This window comes from Cryobacterium sp. Hh38 (assembly GCF_004403235.1).
Lineage (GTDB): Bacteria > Actinomycetota > Actinomycetes > Actinomycetales > Microbacteriaceae > Cryobacterium > Cryobacterium levicorallinum.
In genome coordinates this window covers 21265-39480 of sequence record NZ_SOHD01000041.1, presented here as the reverse complement: position 1 = coordinate 39480, position 18216 = coordinate 21265, and the positions used below count along the sequence as shown (strand labels likewise).

General features: G+C 66.2%; 15 protein-coding genes and 1 pseudogene. 8 read left to right on the top strand and 8 right to left on the bottom strand.

Features of this window, described 5'->3' with window-relative positions; all coding sequences use genetic code 11:
- From E3T41_RS18280 to E3T41_RS14140, 3 genes and pseudogenes are all read left to right on the top strand, one after another.
- Nucleotides 1-191, top strand: a pseudogene (locus E3T41_RS18280) (hypothetical protein); the annotation flags it as partial.
- 100 nt (nt 192-291) lie between these two features.
- On the top strand, nt 292-789 hold the full coding sequence (locus tag E3T41_RS14145) for a GNAT family N-acetyltransferase (protein WP_092452001.1): 498 nt from the start codon (nt 292-294) through the stop codon (nt 787-789).
- A 90-nt stretch (nt 790-879) separates the two neighbouring features.
- Complete coding sequence (locus E3T41_RS14140; protein ID WP_134479161.1) at nt 880-1869, top strand: nucleoside hydrolase; 990 nt, start codon at nt 880-882, stop codon at nt 1867-1869.
- 25 nt (nt 1870-1894) lie between these two features.
- Here E3T41_RS14140 and E3T41_RS14135 read toward each other — a convergent pair whose 3' ends face one another.
- On the bottom strand, nt 1895-2479 hold the full coding sequence (locus E3T41_RS14135; protein ID WP_092452005.1) for an NUDIX hydrolase family protein: 585 nt from the start codon (nt 2477-2479) through the stop codon (nt 1895-1897).
- A 300-nt stretch (nt 2480-2779) separates the two neighbouring features.
- Between E3T41_RS14135 and E3T41_RS14130 the strand changes: the two genes are divergently transcribed.
- Nucleotides 2780-3445, top strand: a complete 666-nt coding sequence (locus E3T41_RS14130) for an alpha/beta hydrolase (RefSeq protein WP_092452007.1) — start codon at nt 2780-2782, stop codon at nt 3443-3445.
- A gap of 198 nt (nt 3446-3643) precedes the next feature.
- On the opposite strand, the gene E3T41_RS14125 is transcribed toward E3T41_RS14130, so the two are convergent.
- A complete protein-coding gene (locus E3T41_RS14125; RefSeq protein WP_092452082.1) occupies nt 3644-4084 on the bottom strand; it encodes a DUF5997 family protein in 441 nt (146 codons plus the stop codon).
- 67 nt (nt 4085-4151) lie between these two features.
- Between E3T41_RS14125 and E3T41_RS14120 the strand changes: the two genes are divergently transcribed.
- On the top strand, nt 4152-5003 hold the full coding sequence (locus E3T41_RS14120; protein ID WP_370257747.1) for a LysR substrate-binding domain-containing protein: 852 nt from the start codon (nt 4152-4154) through the stop codon (nt 5001-5003).
- Between the two features lie 43 nt (nt 5004-5046).
- Here the strand turns inward: E3T41_RS14120 and E3T41_RS14115 are convergent, their stop codons facing one another.
- From E3T41_RS14115 to E3T41_RS14105, 3 genes are read right to left on the bottom strand one after another with little or no spacing between them, the layout of a single operon-like run.
- Nucleotides 5047-5439 carry a VOC family protein gene (locus E3T41_RS14115; RefSeq protein ID WP_092452011.1) on the bottom strand — a complete coding sequence of 131 codons (393 nt, stop codon included), beginning with the start codon at nt 5437-5439 and terminating at the stop codon, nt 5047-5049.
- A 37-nt stretch (nt 5440-5476) separates the two neighbouring features.
- Nucleotides 5477-6460 (bottom strand): ABC transporter permease, encoded by a 984-nt coding sequence (locus E3T41_RS14110; protein ID WP_255411822.1) that lies wholly within the window; start codon nt 6458-6460, stop codon nt 5477-5479.
- The gene (locus E3T41_RS14105; protein WP_134479157.1) at nt 6457-7566 is read right to left on the bottom strand and encodes an ATP-binding cassette domain-containing protein; all 1110 of its coding nucleotides are present in this window, start codon (nt 7564-7566) and stop codon (nt 6457-6459) included. The genes E3T41_RS14110 and E3T41_RS14105 overlap by 4 nt, the downstream gene beginning before the upstream one ends.
- Nucleotides 7567-7940: 374 nt before the next feature.
- On the opposite strand from E3T41_RS14105, the gene E3T41_RS14100 reads away from it, so the two are divergent.
- Nucleotides 7941-8405, top strand: coding sequence for a hypothetical protein (locus E3T41_RS14100; RefSeq protein WP_092452014.1), 465 nt, complete (start codon nt 7941-7943; stop codon nt 8403-8405).
- 68 nt (nt 8406-8473) lie between these two features.
- Here the strand turns inward: E3T41_RS14100 and E3T41_RS18845 are convergent, their stop codons facing one another.
- Nucleotides 8474-8800: a SipW-dependent-type signal peptide-containing protein gene (locus E3T41_RS18845; protein WP_134479156.1), complete on the bottom strand. Its 327-nt coding sequence runs from the start codon at nt 8798-8800 to the stop codon at nt 8474-8476.
- A 394-nt stretch (nt 8801-9194) separates the two neighbouring features.
- Here E3T41_RS18845 and E3T41_RS14090 point away from each other — a divergent pair, with 394 nt between their 5' ends.
- The gene (locus E3T41_RS14090; RefSeq protein ID WP_134479154.1) at nt 9195-11876 is read left to right on the top strand and encodes a LuxR C-terminal-related transcriptional regulator; all 2682 of its coding nucleotides are present in this window, start codon (nt 9195-9197) and stop codon (nt 11874-11876) included.
- A gap of 257 nt (nt 11877-12133) precedes the next feature.
- On the top strand, nt 12134-14797 hold the full coding sequence (locus E3T41_RS14085) for a helix-turn-helix transcriptional regulator (protein WP_134479152.1): 2664 nt from the start codon (nt 12134-12136) through the stop codon (nt 14795-14797).
- Between the two features lie 36 nt (nt 14798-14833).
- Here the strand turns inward: E3T41_RS14085 and E3T41_RS14080 are convergent, their stop codons facing one another.
- Nucleotides 14834-16120, bottom strand: a complete 1287-nt coding sequence (locus tag E3T41_RS14080; RefSeq protein ID WP_092452019.1) for an ATP-binding protein — start codon at nt 16118-16120, stop codon at nt 14834-14836.
- A gap of 236 nt (nt 16121-16356) precedes the next feature.
- Nucleotides 16357-18114, bottom strand: coding sequence for an aldehyde dehydrogenase family protein (locus E3T41_RS14075; RefSeq protein ID WP_134479150.1), 1758 nt, complete (start codon nt 18112-18114; stop codon nt 16357-16359).
- Between the last annotated feature and the right edge of the window lie 102 nt (nt 18115-18216).

The following is an 18216-nucleotide window of genomic DNA, read 5'->3' as shown; positions in this document are numbered from 1 at the left end:
CTCCCGCCGGTGGCGCTCGTCGCGAGCGCACCGGCCGTCCGGCCGGCGCTGCCTCCAGCGCTCCCCGCTCGGGTTCGGCCGCTGGCCGCTCGGGCGGCGCTCGCGTCGGCAGCCTCCAGGTCGGCGGACTCGTTCGCGGACCCGGCTCGGGCGGAGCAGGCCGCTCCGCTCCCCGCCGCTCGCAGGGATAAACGGCCAGCAGCATCCCCTTGAAACAATTGGGCCGGTCTCTTCGGAGGCCGGCCCATTCGTGTGTCCGGGACCGCCCGCAAAGACGGATAGTGTCGAATCATGAACACCACAGTTGTCGTTCGACCCGTAGAAGAAGCGGATGCCGAAAGCCTGGGCCGCGTACACGCCGCCTGCTGGCATGAAACCTATGATCACCTACTCAGCCAGGCCGCGTTGTCCCACCTGCGACCGGAGCGTCTCGCCACGATGTGGCACGGCATCACCAAGCTCGGTCACGAGTACCGACAGGTCGTCGCCGTCGACGGCAGCGGCGAGATCATCGGTTTCGCTGCGAGCGCCCCGGGTCAGGAAGACGACCTGCCGGCATCCACTCGCGAATTGAAGGTCATGTACCTGCTCAATGCGCACCACGGCGTCGGCGTCGGCCGACTGCTGTTCGACGCCGTCGTCGATGCCGGCCCGTCGGTGCTCTGGGTGGCCGCCGATAACCCGCGCGCCCACGCTTTCTACGCGCGCAACGGCTACACGGCTGACGGTCGGGAGAAGACCGAAGAGGTTCTCGGCGAAATGCTGCACGAGGTGCGTCTGGTTCGCTGAGGGTCTGCTCAGGAGTGCAGAATGAGCCGATAAGGGGAGCAAACCCACCTACGGGGATCTGGGGCACACCAGACCCAATAGGGTGATCTGATGACTAATTCCACGGCGGCAATCCCCGTCATCCTCGACGTTGACACCGGCGTTGACGACGCCCTGGCCATCCTGTTCGCGGTCAAGCACCCCGGCATCAACGTGCTCGGCATCAGTTGCGTGGCCGGAAATGCCTCACTCGACCGCGTCGTCGAGAACACCCTGCGCGTGCTCGACGTCGCCGACGCGCCGTCCATTCCGGTCGCGGCCGGCGCCCGCCGCCCCCTACTGGAACCGGCCAGATCGGCCTCGCACGTGCACGGCGAGAGCGGCCTCGGCACACTGCAGTTGCCGCCGACCGACCGCACGGCCGAGTCCATCAGCTCGATCGAGCTCATGCGCCGGCTGATTTTGGACAGCCCCCGCCCGGTCACCCTGGTCGGGCTCGCTCCGCAGACAAACCTTGCCCTGCTGCTGCGCCAGTACCCCGATCTGGTCAAAAATATTGAGCGCATCGTCTTCATGGGCGGTTCCACGACGGTCGGCAACGCCACCGCGGTCGCCGAGTTCAACGTCTGGCACGACCCGGAGGCCGCGGCCATCGTGCTCGATTCCGGGGTGCCCACCTTCATGTATGGGCTCGACGTGTTCAATCAGGTCGCGATCGGCGAGCATGTCGCTCTGTCACTCGTGCGCAGCGAGTCAAATCTCGCCCAGGTCGTCGGCCGGCTGCTCAGCAACAGGATCGCCCTCGGCTCGGGGCGCAACGCCGAATACACCGGCCTGATCGGTGATGCCGGGGCGATCTGCGCCCTCGTCGATCCGGGCGCGTTAACCACCCAGATGCTGCCGTTACGCGTGCAGCTTGCGGGTTACGGCCGCGGGCAGACCCTGGTCGACAAGCGCACGCATCCGGGGGAAGACATCATGCACGGCCTGGCCGGCGACTGGGAGGTCGCTGAGGTCGCGCTCGACGTCGATGTCGACCGCTACGCGCGCCTGTTCCTCGACACGCTCGGCCTCGGTTCGGCGCTGCCGCAGCCCGCCTAGCGGTGAGCGGATGCTGCCGCCCGGCTCAGTAGAGCAGGCCGACCGACGCCATCGCGGCGCGCAGCAGGGCGCCGCGACCGCCTTCCATCTCGGCCGACACTCCCGGTGACACGGCCTCGGTCGGCGTCATCCAGGTGAGTTCGAGGGCATCCTGTCGCGGGTCGCAGGTACCGGTGACGGGAACGACGTAGGCCAGCGAGACGGCGTGCTGGCGGTCATCCGTGTAGGCGGTAATTCCCGGCAGCGGAAAGTACTCCGCAACGGTGAACGGTACCGGGCTGACCGGAAGCTGCGGGAAGGCCATCGGGCCGAGGTCCTTCTCGAGGTGACGAAAAAGCGCATCGCGCAAGGTCTCGCCATAGAGCACCCGGCCGGAAACGAGGGTGCGGGTCATCTCGCCGGTTGAACGGGCACGGAGCAGCACACCGACCTCGACGACCTGGCCGAGCCCGTCAACACGCACGGGCACGGCCTCAATGTAGAGAATCGGCAGGCGACGACGAATCTCCGCCAGTTCAACGTCCTTCAGCCAGCCCGGATTCGTGTTCGGGGCTCCTGCGGGGGGCTTCGGCGTCCAGTCCGGGTCTGGGTCAGGGGTTCGCACGCTCATGATGCCATTCTCTCCTACGTGGGCTCCGCGCGCGCACTCGCGAGCCGCTCCGCCCGGACTGCCGTGGGCCGGTCTCCTCCCGCACCACGCGCATAACTCCTGCAATTCGCGCGGTGCTCGGCCGCCTCTCCAATGATTTGCTGCCATCGGGTCGCGCACGTCAATTTTCTGCAGGAGTTATGCCGAGCAACCGGCTGACATAGTTCGAGATGATCATCGACGCGGCACGTCTGGACGGCACGGCAATGGAAGTATGGGAGTGCGCGGCGTCCACGAGTCGCGAGCTATTTGGAGGAAGCTATGACCACCATCGATAACGCCGCCGTTCTCTGGTCGGCCACCGGCGCCGACCAGGCTGACCGCCCCTTGTTGCTCATCCTGCACGGCTACGGCTCGCACGAGGGCGACCTGTTCTCCCTCGCACCGCACCTGCCGCTTGAGCCGGTGATCGCGGCCCTGCGCGCGCCCCTGCAGGCACCGGCGCCGGTCACCGACGGCTGGGCCTGGTTTCCGATCGCGGAGCCGGGCAGCCCCGACCCGGCCCCCGTCGCGGCGGCCGTAACCGCGGTGCTCGACTGGCTCGACGCCCTGCCGCAGCAGCCGCCGTCGATCGGTCTGCTCGGGTTCTCGCAGGGGGGAGCAATGGCGCTCGAGCTGCTGCGCGCCGCGCCCGACCGCTTCAGCTTCGCGGTGAACCTCTCCGGATTCCTCGCCAGCGGACCGCAGCACAGCGACGCCGAGCTGGCCGAGCGGCCGGTCCCCGTGTTCTGGGGTCGCGGAACCGCCGACACCGTGATTCCGACCAGCGCGATCGAACGCACCCAGGCCTGGCTGCCCGGGCACAGCACCCTCACCGAGCGCATCTACGAGGGTCTGCCGCACTCGATCTCGCAGGTCGAGCTCGGCGACGTCGTCAACTTTCTGCGCACACAGTACTCCGACGCCGCGTCCAGGCCGGCCGCCTAGAAACGCTCAGCCGAGTGGATGCCGCAGCGCGGCATCCACGCTCAGTCACGACAGCAGGCGGTCACCGCCGCGCCGCGCCCGTACCGAAAGGAGCGGACGTGCCAGACGCCAGCCGATGTGGAAGCCCGGGTGAGGGATCGCAAATCGTCCTACAACCGTCCCCAACCGGACGATTTACGCCCCCGCAACGCTCAAGCGCTATGAGCGGTCGCGCTTGGCCTGCTCCTGCGAAGCCTGGCGCTCGACGTGCGCCTTCTTAGCCGCGCGGTGGGCGTCGCGGTCTTTCACCGCGATCTGGTCGGCGCGCACGCCAGCCTGGGTGGAACGCTCTAGCACGAGCCAGGCCGGCGGCTGCTGCAGCAGGGCGGAAATCTCGGCGGTGGTCAGCGGGTCGGTGATCTCGCTGCGGGCCAGGCCGGAAATCGAGACGCCGAGCTTGGCGGCGACGACCTGGCGCGGGTGCGGACCGTTGGTGCGCAGCAGCGCCAGCCACTCCGGCGGGTTCGCCATGAGCTCGGCGAGCTCGGTGCGGCTGACAAATTCGGTCTGGAACTCGGCCGGTGCCGCGTCGAGCAGAATCCCGAGTTTCTGGGCCGCCGTGGCGGGCTTCATGGTCTGGGGCTTCTTCTCGGAACTCATTGTTCAAGCGTATAGCCTGAGGGGGCCCTCATTTGGGCAAATAGCCCCTCAACTACTACTAGAAAGGATGCCGGTGAGCTTTTCCATCGCCTTCGTCGCCGGTGTCACCCCCACCAAATGGACCCGGATCTGGGGCGACCGCCGCCCCGACGTGCCCCTCACCGTGTTTCGCACCGAAACTGACGAGCAAATTTCGGTGCTGCACGACGGTCGGGCCGAGGTCAGCCTGGTGCGCCTGCCGATCGATGAAATCAATCTGAGCGTCATCAACCTGTACAACGAGATCCCGGTCGTAGTCGCGTCGAAGGATCACACGATCGAGCAGGCCGCGACCGTGCTGCTGGCCGATCTGGCCGGGGAGCATCTGCTGCAAGACCCCGACGACGTGCCCGAATGGCGCGACCTCGCCGACGAGGTGCGCGACGGCACCCGCCGCCCCCTGCCGCCGATGCGCGACCTGGACGAAACCATGGAGCAGGTTGCCGCCGGCGTCGGCATCATCATTGTGCCGCACTCGATCGCCCGGCTGTACGGCCGCAAAGACGTCGTCTCCCGCCCGGTTACCGGCGTCCCGGACACCCAGATCGCCCTCGCCTGGATCACCCGCGAAACCACCGAGGACATCGAGGAATTCATCGGCATCGTGCGTGGTCGTTCCAAGGCGAGTTCACGAACGGATGCCGGTGCCGCCGACGCGGCCGCTCTCGCAGACGAAGCGCAGCCCGAGCTTCGCAGCGACGGGCGCCCGGCCAAGCCGCCACGCAAGCCCAAGAAGACCGACAAAGCCAAGGCCGCCGCCAAAGCCATCCGGGTCGCCGCAGCGAAAGCCAAACCGGCCGTACGCAAGAGAACCGAGAGCGCCCCCGGCCGCACCCGTCCGACCAAGAACCCCAACAAGGGCAAGGGTCGCGGGCACTAGAACGGATGCCCAGAGACCGGTTGCGTTGGGCGCGACCTCGCTGCTACGGGTTCTTCAACACCGACAAAATATTGCCGGACGGGTCGGTGAACCAGGCGATATCCGGCCCCTGCCCGCCGCCAGCCGCAATCCCTTTGTCGTTCTGCTCGAAGCCGTCGTAGCGGAGAAACTCCACGCCGCGCTCGGTGAGCTCATCGACGGTGGCATCGAGGTCGGTCACCGCGAAGTTTAGAATCGTGTACGTGGCCGGCACGAAATCGGGCTTGGGGTACACGATCACGGTGGCGCCATCGGGCAGTGAAATGCGCAGCATCCCCATCTCGCCCACCGTGACCTCAAGGCCCAGCGTCTCGGCGTAGAAGGTTCGCGCGGCGTCGAGATCTTCGACCGCGAATCCACTGAAGCCGGCGATAATACCTACGGCATGTTCGGTCATGGGTAACTCCCTCTAGAGTCGTGCGGGTTTGGCCGGGTCAGCGGGAGCTGATCGACGCGAACTTACGGATGCACAGGGGCACGAACACGAGCAGCATCACGGTAATGCCGATCAACACGGTCAGCACCGGATTTTGCATGGTCCAGATATCGGGAACCGGCGCCGTGCCAAGGTTGCCGAACAACTGCCGCACGGCCTGCACGAGCGAGGACACCGGGTTCCACTCGGCGAAGACGCGCAGCGCGGTCGGCAGGGTTTCACTCGGCACGAACGCGTTCGAGACGAAGGTCAGCGGGAACAGAATCAGAAACGACGCATTGTTGATGACCTCAGGGCTCTTCACGCTCATGCCGAGCAGCGCCATCACCCAGCTGAACGCGTAGCCGAACAGCAGCAGCAGCCCGACTCCCGCCAGAAATTCGGGCGGGGAGGTGTTGACCCGCCAACCGACCGCGAGCCCGGTGGCCATCATGATCACCATGGAGATGGTATTCAGCACCAGGTCGCCGTTGGTGCGCCCAATCAGCACAGCAGATGCGTTCATCGGCAAGCTCCGAAAGCGGTCGATAATGCCCTCTTTCAGGTCGAGCGCCATTGCAGCACCCGAGAAGGTGGCGCCGAACACGACGGTCTGCGCAAAAATGCCGGCCATCAGGAACTGGGTATAGTCGCTGCCCGCAACCGCAATGGCCCCGCCATAGACCTGACTGAACAGCAACACGAACATGATCGGCTGGATCACGGCGAACACGAGCATGTCCGGCGAGCGCTTGATCTTGATCATGTTGCGCTTGGTGACGGTCCAACCGTCGGAATACCACAGGGAAAACGGGTTCCAGGTGGGGAGCGGGGGCAGGGTGGCCACCCGAGCGCTGGCCCGCTCACCGTTTGCGTCGGCCACGGCCGGTGCGACTTCCGTCGTGGCAGAGTCCGCGATCGCAAACGCGGTGGGAGTGGACGCAGACGGGGCGGGCTGAGCCGGAACGGACTCAGCCGGGGTATCAACGTGGCGCGCATTCATTTGACGCTCTCCAAATCTGCAGCTAAGGCATCCGCTGCCCGCGCCTGGTCGCGTTTGTCCTTTGCCCGTTTGGAGAGCTTGGGCCCGCTGGAATCGTCATCGTCGGCCGTGTTGAGGTCGGCCTTGTGACCGGTGAGCTTGAGGAAGACGTCGTCCAGGGTGGGGCGGCGCATGCCGGCATCGTGCAGAGTGACCTCTGCGGCGCGCAGGTCGGCGAGCATGTTCTGCAGGGCGGTGGGGCCGTCGGTGACGGCGACTTCGACTCCCCGACCATCGGTGGAGATCGCGGGGACACCCGATCCGTGCCGGGCGAGAATGTCGCGGGCGGCCGCGCCGTCGGCGGCATCGACGAGGGCGACCACCACGCGGTGCCCGCCGATCTGAGCCTTGAGTTGATCGGAGGTGCCCTCCGCGATGACCCGGCCGTCGTCGATCACGACGATGTCATCGGCGAGTTGGTCGGCCTCTTCGAGATACTGCGTGGTCAGCAGCACGGTTGTGCCGTCGGCGACGAGGCGTTTGATCACGTCCCACAGGGCGATGCGACTGCGCGGGTCGAGCCCGGTCGTCGGTTCGTCGAGAAAGAGCACCTTCGGGTTGATCACGAGCGCCCCCGCGAGGTCGATGCGGCGCCGCATGCCGCCGGAAAACCCCTTGACTGGCCTATTGCCGGCGGCGGTGAGCTCGAACAGGTCGATCAGCTCCTGCGCCCGTTTGCGGGCCGCCGGGCCACCAAGGTGATACAGCCGGCCGACCATTTCCAAGTTTTCGAACCCGGTAAGGTTCTCGTCGACGGCGGCGTACTGGCCGGACACCCCGATGATGCGCCGCACCGATTTGGGGTGGCGCACGACGTCGATTCCGTCGATAACGGCGGTGCCGGCATCCGGTCGAATCAATGTTGTCAGCATTTTGACGACGGTGGTCTTTCCGGCGCCGTTCGGGCCGAGGAGCGCCTTGACCGTACCGCGCGGAACCTGCAGGTCGAGCCCGGCGAGCGCGTGCACCGGACCGCTCTTGGACTGGTAGGTCTTGGTCAAGCCCTGGGCCTCAATGATCACGGGAATTCCTAGCCGATCGGGTGGTGCAATCAGGTTCGATTCCATGCTAGTAACCCCCTCAGACATCGACAACCGCTCGCCCAATCTTGGGCGGGGCCCGGCTTATAAACACGGCTCAGGTTCCCAGGTCAGTCTCACCCACATCGTTGCCGTCGGTAACCGCCACCGACAGTACGCACCGCGCGGGGTCGAGAGCTTCGGGCTGCAAATTCACTGATGCGGTTCGCTTCATGCCCCGATAGGGCTATACCCGCGGTGTCTCCCGGCATTGGAAGACGCGATCGGCTCCCTGCTCTGGAGATCTCAGGAACGTGGCTGGCAGCGAACACGGAGTGTGCTGTGCACTGCCGATGAATCGCCCGTGCGCGTCACATGCCTGCCACTATTCATGCGGGGAAACACCCTATGGAGAGGTATTTATGACTACGACCGCCACGCGATCGCCTGACGAACCGATGCAGCCCCCTGCTGCACATCCGAGCAGCACGGCCGCGCGCCTCATCGACCAGCACCTGCTCACACGCCGCATCACCGTTGCATTGTCGCTCGCCGTCATCGGGGCGATTCACATCCTCGACCTCCCCGGCAAATTCGCCGAGACTCCATATCTGGCCTTCGCGTACATCGGCATCATCATCGCTGTGGCCGTATTGATCGAACGCGTTCTCGTCGTCGGATCGAGAATCGACTTCCTCGGCGCTGCTGCGCTGTCTGCGGCCGTCATCGTCGGCTTCGTCATCAATCGCACCGTCGGCATGCCGATGGCCATGGGCGACATCGGAAACTGGCTGGAACCGCTCGGTCTGCTGTCACTCGTCGTCGAGTTTTTCGCCATCTGGCAAGCGCTCGTCGCCGCTCTGGTTTACCACCGCCGGGCACGCTGAACGCCTCGTTTCGCAGCCGTCCAGGGCTCGTACTCCGCCCCCGGTCCATCCCCGAACGCGGGCCCAGTCTAAAAACTGGGCCCGCGTTCAATGGTTCCGGGTGTCCGCTCGGCTAGAGCCGGGCGCGCCAGCGGCGGCATCCGCTCCGGAGGCGGGAGCGAACGAGGTCGTCGTGGCGGGGTTTGCGCCGAGCGGGGTCGTGGCGGGAACGAGCTGCCGACCAGGTTGAAGCCGCTGGCGGCGAAGCTGCCCCGAGCGAACTCCGAGTCGTTCCAGGCCGCCAGGGTGACGGCGGCGCCGAGGCCCAGTACGAGGCCTGCGGCCAGAACGGCGCGAATTCGGCGGTTGCGCTTTTGGCGGCTGTCGACGAACTGCTCCGGTGCCTGGTGCGCCATGGTGGCACTCCCATATATCGGCGCGATCGTGTCGCACTTTTGGGCGGACTCAATGGACGCTTCGTGAAAGTGCTCAGCGTTTACCACGAGCCAAACAGGGCCTCCTGCCCTACACCGGTGCGCTTCAAGTGTCGTTGACCTCAAGGCCAGTAGTTCCGGGTGTGCGGTTCGATAGCAAGTTCGTATCGACCCAGTGTCGTGTCAGTGGGCCCCAGTAGGTCTCGGCAGAGCACTGGGATTCATTGGCAATCCCTACCACGCACCCCTAAACGATGTAAATATTGTGGTGGTTACCGCATAGAGGTGTAACGACTCAGCGTGCCAGTACAAACGGAGGTGGGCACGATTGGAGCTAACGCAAGGCAGTAGAGACCGCGCTGCCGCTACCCCCCGCGTGATCGGCCGCACAGCCCACGGCATTGTTGAAACCCTCAGCGGCAACCAGAGTGTGGTGATCTTCGCCCCGCTCGGCTACGGAAAAAGCGTGCTGTTCGAGTCCATCGCCCTCACCCTGCGCGCGCTCGGCAGAGAACCCCTCAATATTGCGGTAAACCCCCTCGTGCACTCAGTTCCGTGCGGGTCGATCCGGTCACAGCTCGGCCTCGCAATGTCCCCCACCGATGGCGAGTTCAGCACGGCGACTCTGCTGAGCTCGGCCCAGGCTCAAACCGGGAGCAGCCACCCGGTCATCATGGTCGACGATGCCCACCTGCTCGACCCGCAATCGATGGACGGCCTGTACCAGCTGGCCGCCGCGCGGTCGGTCGTCTTGCTCGTCACTAGCGATCTCGTACCCGCGATCGACACCCCCACGACCGACGCAGCCACCATTCGTCTGCTGGACGAGCTCTGGATCACGGGCGGCGCCGAACGCATCGACCTTGAGCCGCTCAGCCCGGTGCAATCCGGGCAGCTCGTGCGGGAATTCGCCCCGACGACCCAGTTCGATCGAGTCACGCTGGCGTATCTGCACTCCCGCAGCGGCGGCTCCCGGCTGCTGCTGAGGGAATTGACCAGCGAGGCCGTGCGCCAGCAGCCCCGGCCCGATGACCGCGATCGCACCGCCTTTGCCCTGCACACACCGTCGCAGCGCATCCTCGACCTCCTCGCGCATCAGCTGCGCGGCCTGACCGCGAACCAGCTGGTCACTCTCGCTCTGATCGGCTCCCTGACCGGCATCTCCACCGGCCGCGCGTCAATGATCTGTGACGCCGGTGAACTCCGCGACCTGATTCGTCGCGGATACGTGTATCCGGGCGCCGAACGTTCCGGTCAGTTGCAGGCGCGCACACTGCTCGCCGACGTGGCACTGACCCTCTGCGATGCCGAGCAGCTGCGCACCCAGCAAGCCCTGATCGTGTCGATTCTGCTGACCGACCGACACTACGGCTTCACCACCACCCCGGCCGAATGCGTGGCAATTGCCGACAGCTGGACGGCGTCAGGCAATCTGCCTCCGAGCGTAGTCGACGAGTGGGGAAGCAGTGTCGTCGCCGACGTGTTGCTGGTGGCGGCGCGGCGCAGCCGTCGTCTCGGTCTGACCGAGAAGGCTTTGCTCTATTCGGCGATCACCCTGCGCCTGGAACCCGACCTCAAGGCCACGATCGAGTATTCGCGTGCTCTCGCCAGCGGCGAGCGCTATTCGGCCGCGCTGGCCGCGCTCGCGAACACCGAGGAGTTGCTGCACACCCCCGCCGATGGCGTAAAACTCGCGCGCTGGCACATGTCGCTGGCCAAGTTCACCACCATGACAGCGGATGATTTCACCGCGTTGCGCACCCAAGCCGCCAGTTGGTTTCCCACCAGCACGATGATGCACGGTGAGGTGGATTTCGTTCGTCTGACCCAGTCTGTGCAGGACGTGGACTGGCCACGCGTGGCCGTTGACGGGGAAAGCATTGCGCGCAATGAGGACTGTGATGTCATCACACGAATTCGTGCCGCCTGCCTGAGCGGTATCGGCCACGCCTACGACGGCCGCACTGCCCAGGGGCTCGGCATGTTCGACCTCGCGACCACCCTCAATCAGCGCGACCTCGCGCAGCGCGACGCCGACATCTATTCCGGTGAGGGGCTGGCGCTCGAAATCTTCTACAGCAACGCCGCCGTGCGTTGCTTGAGCGGGTTCGGGGTGCAGGTCGTCGCTGACGAGCTTGACGAGTGGATCAGCCGATCGATCATCAATCACGATCTCGGCAACCTCGGCTTTCTCGGCTTTGTCGCGGCCGAACTCTCGCAATTTCGTGGTGACGTGGCCGGCACCGAAGCCGACCTGCGTGCCGCCGACGCTCACTTCGCACGCTCGGACCCCGACGCGTGGCGCACGTGGATTCAGTGCCTGCACGCCAGCTCCCTGGCCCGAATGGGTTTAATGGATGCCGCCCGCGCCAAGATTTCAAAAATACGCGTGCTGCATGAAGAAATGACTGCCCTCTATCAATTCGAGACCACCCGCTCGACCCTCAAGGGCCTGCTGACCGCGGGCAGCACGGATGGTGCTCGCCTGGTCGCCTCTCAGCTGTATGAATCGGCGGAGGCGCAGACTCCCGTGATGCGGGCCTGGCTGCTCGACGTTCTCGTGGGGCTCGGCGAGCCCCCCAATGATCTTGTGCACATTCTCGACCGCGCGGTGGCAACGAACGACGCGCCGATAGTCGCCGCACTGGCCCAGCGCACGCGCGCTGTGGCCGCCCAGGACGCCGCAGCACTCGACCTCGCGGCCGGACAGTTGGCCGACCTCGGCGCCTACGGAATTGCCATGACGGCGAGCAACGAGGCCGCAGCATTGCACGAGCTGCACGGCCAGAGCGACTCCGCCGACCTCAGCCGCTTACGGGCCGACGGCTTCTCGCTGGCCAGCCGCCAGCTGCCGGTGAACGTGCCGGCGTCGCTCCTGATCGAGCCGGTGCTGCTGACCGAGCGCGAGCGGGAAGTCACGTCGCTCGCCACCCAGGGCCTGAGTAACCGGGACATCGCCAAGAGTCTGTTTCTCTCGGTGCGCACGGTCGAATCGCACCTCTACCAGGCGCGCATCAAGACCGGGCAAAACTCTCGCGGAGACCTCACGAGCGTGTAGCGGGGGCTGAGGCCGCCACGGCGGCATCCACTCACCGCGTTGATGATCGGCTCTGCGGCATTACCAGTGCCAGTAGTGCGACATGAGCACATCTCATCCCTGATGCGCAGGAATCCCAGTAGTCGGTTTATCGATCCCAGTAGCCCACGGAGTCACCGCCGGATCGATACCCCTCGAAAGTGGGTACTATAACGTTCAACATCATTTTTGACAGGTCATGGCGCAAGGCGGTATGCATCGGCCGAACCGGGGGAGACGTGGACGGCCAAAAGCACCAGGATGGGCAGCGGATGCCGGTCGACGCTCCCGCGACTGTTGGTCGCAATGCTCGGGGAATCGCCGACATCGTGCAGTCGGGGCGCAGCGTCGTCATCTTCGGGCCGCCCGGTTACGGCAAATCCCAGTTGCTCGGGTCGGTGACAACGATTTTGCGCACGGATGGCGGCGACCCGGTCGAGATCGCGGCCACCGCGCTCTCACACACGGTGCCGTTCGGGTCGATCAGTAACGGCTCCAACCTTCGTCTGGCCCTCGCGCTCGGCGGAACCGAGCCGGTCACCGCTACTCGGCTGCTGAAGTACGCCCGCGATCACGGCCAGTGTGAGCGGCCGGTGATCAGCGTGGACGATGCGCACCTGCTGGATGCCCAGACCATGGACTGCCTCTACCGGCTGGCCGCCGGGGGCGAAGTGGTCTTGCTCGTGGCGAGCGATCTGCTGGCGACCGGCTTGACCACCGAAACCGACAGCATCACGGTTCGGTTGGTCGACGAGCTCTGGGTCAAGGGCTGCGCCGACCGCGTCGATATGGAGGCACTCACCCCCGCTGAATCGTCGGCTCTCGTGACCCACTTCGCTCCGACCGGTCAATTCGAACGCGGCGCTCGTGCGCTGCTGCACGCACGCAGCGGCGGGTCTCGAATGCTGCTGCGGGAGCTCACGGCCGAAGTCATGCGCCAGCAGCAGCCGCCCGACGACCAGGAACTGGTCTCCTTCTCGCGATTCCCGCCGTCGCGGCGAATTCTCGATGTGGTGTCGCATCAGTTGCGCGGTCTGACACCCCACCAATTCGCCGTGCTCGCCCTAATCGGCCGGCTGGACGGCATTTCCTACTCGCACGCGACCCTGCTGTGCCGCCCGGTAGCCCTGCGAGACCTGCTGCGTCGGGGGTTTCTGCATCGGCTGCCGGCCGGTCTGCTGCATGCCCCAACCATGTTCTCCGACGGAGCGCTGGCCGACTGTGAACCCGACCTGCTGCGGAACATGACGGCCCAGATCGTCGACCTGCTGCTGTTGGATCGCACGCACGGCGGCGTGACGACCCCGGCCGAGAGCCTCGTCATCGCCGATAGCTGGACGACCTCAGTCGCCCTGCGTCCCGAAGTGCTCGACGCGGTGCCCGCCGAAACCGTCGCCGACATTCTGCTCGTTGCGGCCCGGCGCAGCCGCACGCGGGGGCTCACCGACCAGTCGTTGCTGTTGGCGGGACTTGCCCGGCAGCTCGAACCGGCGCTATCGTCGATGATCGAGTACTCCCGGGCACTGGCCGGCGATGGTCGTCCGGCCGCAGCGCGGGCAGAATTGGTCGACGCGGAACAGTATCTGCGCACGCCGGCCGACGGCGCACTGCTACTGCGCTGGTTGCGGGAACTGGCCACGTTCGGCGTCATGACCGGTGCCGACTTTGCCAAATTGCGTGCCAGGGCGGCTGGCTGGTTTGTCGGCGACCCCATAATGGTCGGCGAGTTGGCCTTCATCGGACTCACCGAAACGGTGCAGAATCGGCAGTGGGCGATCGCGGCCGCGCGCGGCGAGCGCCTCGCCCGCACGGCCGACTACGACACCGTCACCCGCATTCACGCGGCCTGCCTCACCGGTCTGAGCCTGGCCCACCAGGGGCGTCCCGCTGACGCGCTGCGCCTGGTCGATCTCGCCACCAGCCTCAATGAGCGCGACCGGGTGCCGCGCGCATCAGACGTGTATTCCGCCGAGGGGCTGGCCCTGGAGATTTTCCATACCGGTGCCGCCATCCGTTGCCTGACCGGGTCAGACCGGACCGTGGCCCTCGGCGAGGTGAACGAGTGGATCGCCAGCGCCATCCAGATGGGGGACCTCGGCAGCCTGGCCCTGCTGGGCTTCGTCGGCGGGGAATTGGACCGGCCGGCCGGCAATGGTTCGGCGCAGCCGAATCGCTGGCAGCCCTGGCTGCAGTGCCTGCGCGCGAGTTCGCTCGCCCGGCTGGGTCTGATGGCAGCGGCATCCGCTGCCCGCTGGTCGAGCGCCGACCGCTTCGATCTAGGGTTTCTACTGAGCTCCGGCACCGACAGCGCCCAGCTGCTGGCCGTCTACCTGTACGAAACCGCCGGTAATCGTTCCCCTGTGATTCGCTCCTGGCTGATCGAAATCCTCGTGCAGCTTGGGCAGCCCGCCGGCCACGTGACGCGACTGCTCGCCGAGCGAGACGGTGAAACGGATGCCCGCGACGCGTCGATCTCGTCCGCTCCGGTCGCGACTGCTCACGTTGGGGGAACGCCGGTCACGGGTGCTGCGGTCTCGGACGCTCCGGTTGGTACGACGAGCGTTTCACACGTGGGCTCGAGCATTCCGAACGGCGCAGCGACCCAGCCGGCTTCAGTTCCAACCGACAGCGGGGAACGCGCTGAGTCGTTCGTGGCCTTCGCCGGCGCTTACCTGTTGACCGGGAGGGAGAAGGAAATCACCATCCTGGCCGAGCGAGGCCTGACCAACCGACAGATCGCGACTGCACTGTATGTCTCGGTGCGCACGGTTGAGTCCCACCTCTACCAGGCGCGAGTCAAGACCGGGCAGAGCCCGCGAGCCGGGCGCGCGCCCCTTGCCGTGTTGATCCCCGAGGACTCATCCACCGATCTGAACGACGAGATCACCGACTCCGTAGCCTGACCCCGCAATCCGTTCCGGGCCGGCGCATCCGCTTGACTAGAGCCGGGCGAGCCGCTCGATGTCTTCGAGGAACTCGGCGGCGACCTCGGCGGATACGGTGCGGCGGGTTTCGGAGATCGCGAGGGCATAGTCTGCGGTACTGGGTCCGTTGATGACCGGTCCGTCACCGGTCTGGTACAACGCCTTTTCCAGGGCATGCTGGGACGCCCGATGCGCGGCATACTCAACGTCAGCGGGCGAGAATCCCTCGCTCTTTTCGACCAACACCGCGAGGTCGACCTCGTCCGTCACGCCTTGCGGAATGTACCGCTCCCAGATAGCTTGGCGAGCGGCAATATCCGGCAGCCCGATCGGCACGACGTAGTCGAAGCGGCCGTGGCGGAGAAAGGCGGAGTCGAGCGCACGAATGAAGTTGGTCGCACAGACCAGCAGGCGCCCGGGCTGGTCACGGAACGCCGGGATGATCTTGAGCAGTTCGTTGGTCACGCCCTGCATCGCCGACGGCGGTTCGCCCGAGCGCTGGGACGCGATCTCTTCGACCTCGTCAATGAACACCACCGCGTGTTCCAATTCGGAAATCTTGAGGAAGGTTTCGCGCAGCGCCCCGGCCAGACCTTGCGGGTCGGCAGCCAGGCGCGACGGGAACACCTCGATGAATGACCATTCCAGGCGAGAAGCGATCGCCTTGGCGAAGGTGGTCTTTCCCGTGCCGGGAGGGCCGAACAGAACGACCGCCTTGGGCGGAGAAACACCGTACTGCTCGGCCAGTTCCGGCTTGGCCAGGGGCATAACCAGGCGGCGTTCGAGCAATTCCTTCTCGCGCGCCATGCCGCCGACCTTCTGCCAGAGGTCGCGCGGCAGCACCCGGCCGCCGAGTTCGCCGAGCAGCTTGAGTTCCTCGCGTTGCACGGGAATGTGCCGTTCGAAGTAGCGCAGGTTCTTCTTGACCTCGAAGCCGCGGTTGATAAAAGCGTCGACCTTGGTCTCGGATTCGGGCATGAGCGCCGACAGCTTGGTCATGCCGTGCGGGGCCATGCGGGCCTCGAGCGCGGCGAGCATTGCCGTACCGATGCCCTGACTCTGCCACTTTTCCGCGGTCGCCAGAAAGACGATCCAGCCCTGAGCGTGCGCGGCGCGGCCGACGGCGGCACCGATCACCTCATCTCCGTGCAGGGCCACGATGGCATGGTCCTTCTGGCAGGAGGTGAGCACCTCCGACAGGCCGTAAACCGGCTCGGTGTCGGCGGCCTTGATCTCGTCCCACAGGCGCAGAATGCCGTCCAGATCGTCGGAGTGAAAATCGCGCAGTCGCCAGCCAGTCATCGTGAACCTCGCATTGTTGGGTGTGCTGCCACACTATTGCACCCGCTCCCCTAACCCCTCCCGGCGAGGTGCCCGGCATCTCTCCAGAACCGTCCGCGCATAACTCCTGCAATCTGTGTCAGCAATTCCTCCAAAGCCCGAAAATACGCCCAACTTTTATTCACCGATTCCAAATTGCAGGAGTTATGCGCGCCAAGCACCCGGACTGCAGTCACGAAGTGGCCGAAGGGACAGGGTCAGGCGCGAAAGGCGGCGGCAAGGATGCCCGGCAGCCTGCGCACTGAGGGACGCGCGGCGAATTCGGTCAGCAGGCGAGCGGTCAGGGCGCCACTTCGGGCCGAGACGAACCACGGAGGCTTCGGCAGCAGCGCCCACTCCCCGTGCACGACCGAGCGTGGAAACGGCCGAAAGGGCCCCCGCACGACGGTGCGCTCCACGTCGTCGAGCAGCAGGGCGTTGTGCACCACGCCGATGCCGCTCTGCACGTCGCTGAGGGAATGCCCCGGGAACGCGCCCCACGGCGCCGCCGCTGAGAGAAACCCGACGCCGGTCCAGGCGTTGATCGCGATGGTTCCATAGCGCAGGCGCGCCACTGCCTGCTCGAACCCGGCACCGAGCCGGCGGATCGTGCTCGGCACTCCGAGAATATTCGCGCCGAGCGTGCCGAGAAAGTCGCGGTTTACCGTCTCGACGGCTGCGTCGAGAAACGCCAGGCCGGTGCCGGGAAGTTCGACAACGCCGAGCACCGGCGCGAAGTATTCCGTTCTGAGCATATCTTCCGGCACAGCGGATGCCCACGCCTCGGGCGAGTCCACACCGCCCGTTTGCGGCGCTTCATGACTCGCCCCGGCTGGCACGAGCAGGCGCCCGCCGGGAATCGAACGCGCGACCGGGTAGGCGGCGCGGGCCGCGCGCATCCGCTCATCGCTGCCGGGGTACCAGGCTGGCCGAGCCGGTGCGGACGCGAGGGCCGCCGCGACCGCGTCCAGAAACACGCGCTTCTGCGGCCAGGTGGCGCTGAGCACGAGTACCTGCCCGGCGATGCAGTTGTAGCCGCCGTTGTGCAGCCGCATGGTGGCGACGTGTTCGGCCTGATAGCGCAGGTCGCGGGTACTCCACCGGCCCGGCAGCACGATGATCGGTGAGACACCGCCGAGTTCGCTGGTGATCGGTTTGGTGAGGCGCGGGGCATCCGTTTTCGAGCTGGCGAACACGATGGCGTCGTGGGTGGCCGCGCTGCCGGTAATGTGCACGTGGCCGATGCCGGCGTGGTGCGCGAGATAGTCGCCCACATCGGCGCCGCCGGTGACGATGCAGAGCAGGCCGGCCTCGATGAGTGGGGCGAGCGCCGCGCGATAGACCGGCAGCAGGCCGTCGAAGGTGGGGTTGAGCTTGAGGATGGAGACCCGATTGTGTGCCACGAGTTCGTAGAGCACGTCGAGCGGCGCGATCGAACTGATGTTTCCGGCGCCGAGCACGAGGCCTATTCCACGGTCGGGCCTGGGCCCAGAGTCCTCACTGGGTGCCCTGCCGGAAACGTGCTGCCCCAGTCCGGTCCGGGATCGGGCCTGCGCCGCTGTGACGCCTGGTCGCAGCCAGGCCTGGGCGGTGAATCCGTGCAGCAGGAGCCCGTCCCAGGCGTTGTGTGGAAGCACGGAAACCGTGACCCGACCGCCCGGTGCCCTCCCCAGCCGCCGGCCGGCGAGCGGGCTGTGTCCCGCGTCGAGCACCCGAAGTGTGCGCTGCAGCGCGGTCAGTGACGTGAGCACGCCGTACGGCCCGGTCAGCCATTCCTCCCCGATCAGCGGCGACGCCTGGTCGAGCCCCTTGGCGTGCGCGGCAGTGAGCACCCAGCGCTCGGCTTCGGCGGCGACGGATGCTGCGACACTCGCCAGCAGATCGGCTCGCGCCGCTAAGGTGGTCGCCGCCCACCCCTCGCTCCCCCGTGCCAGCGCTGCGATGGAGAGGTCGAGCCCAGCCTGATCCGCCGTCATTGATCTCCCCTGATTGCCGACCAGCCTAGTGCTGCAGTTCAGGGTACGACGACGGGGCAGTGCAGCTGGGTACGCTCGCCGGTTCGATCGATCTCGTGCTGA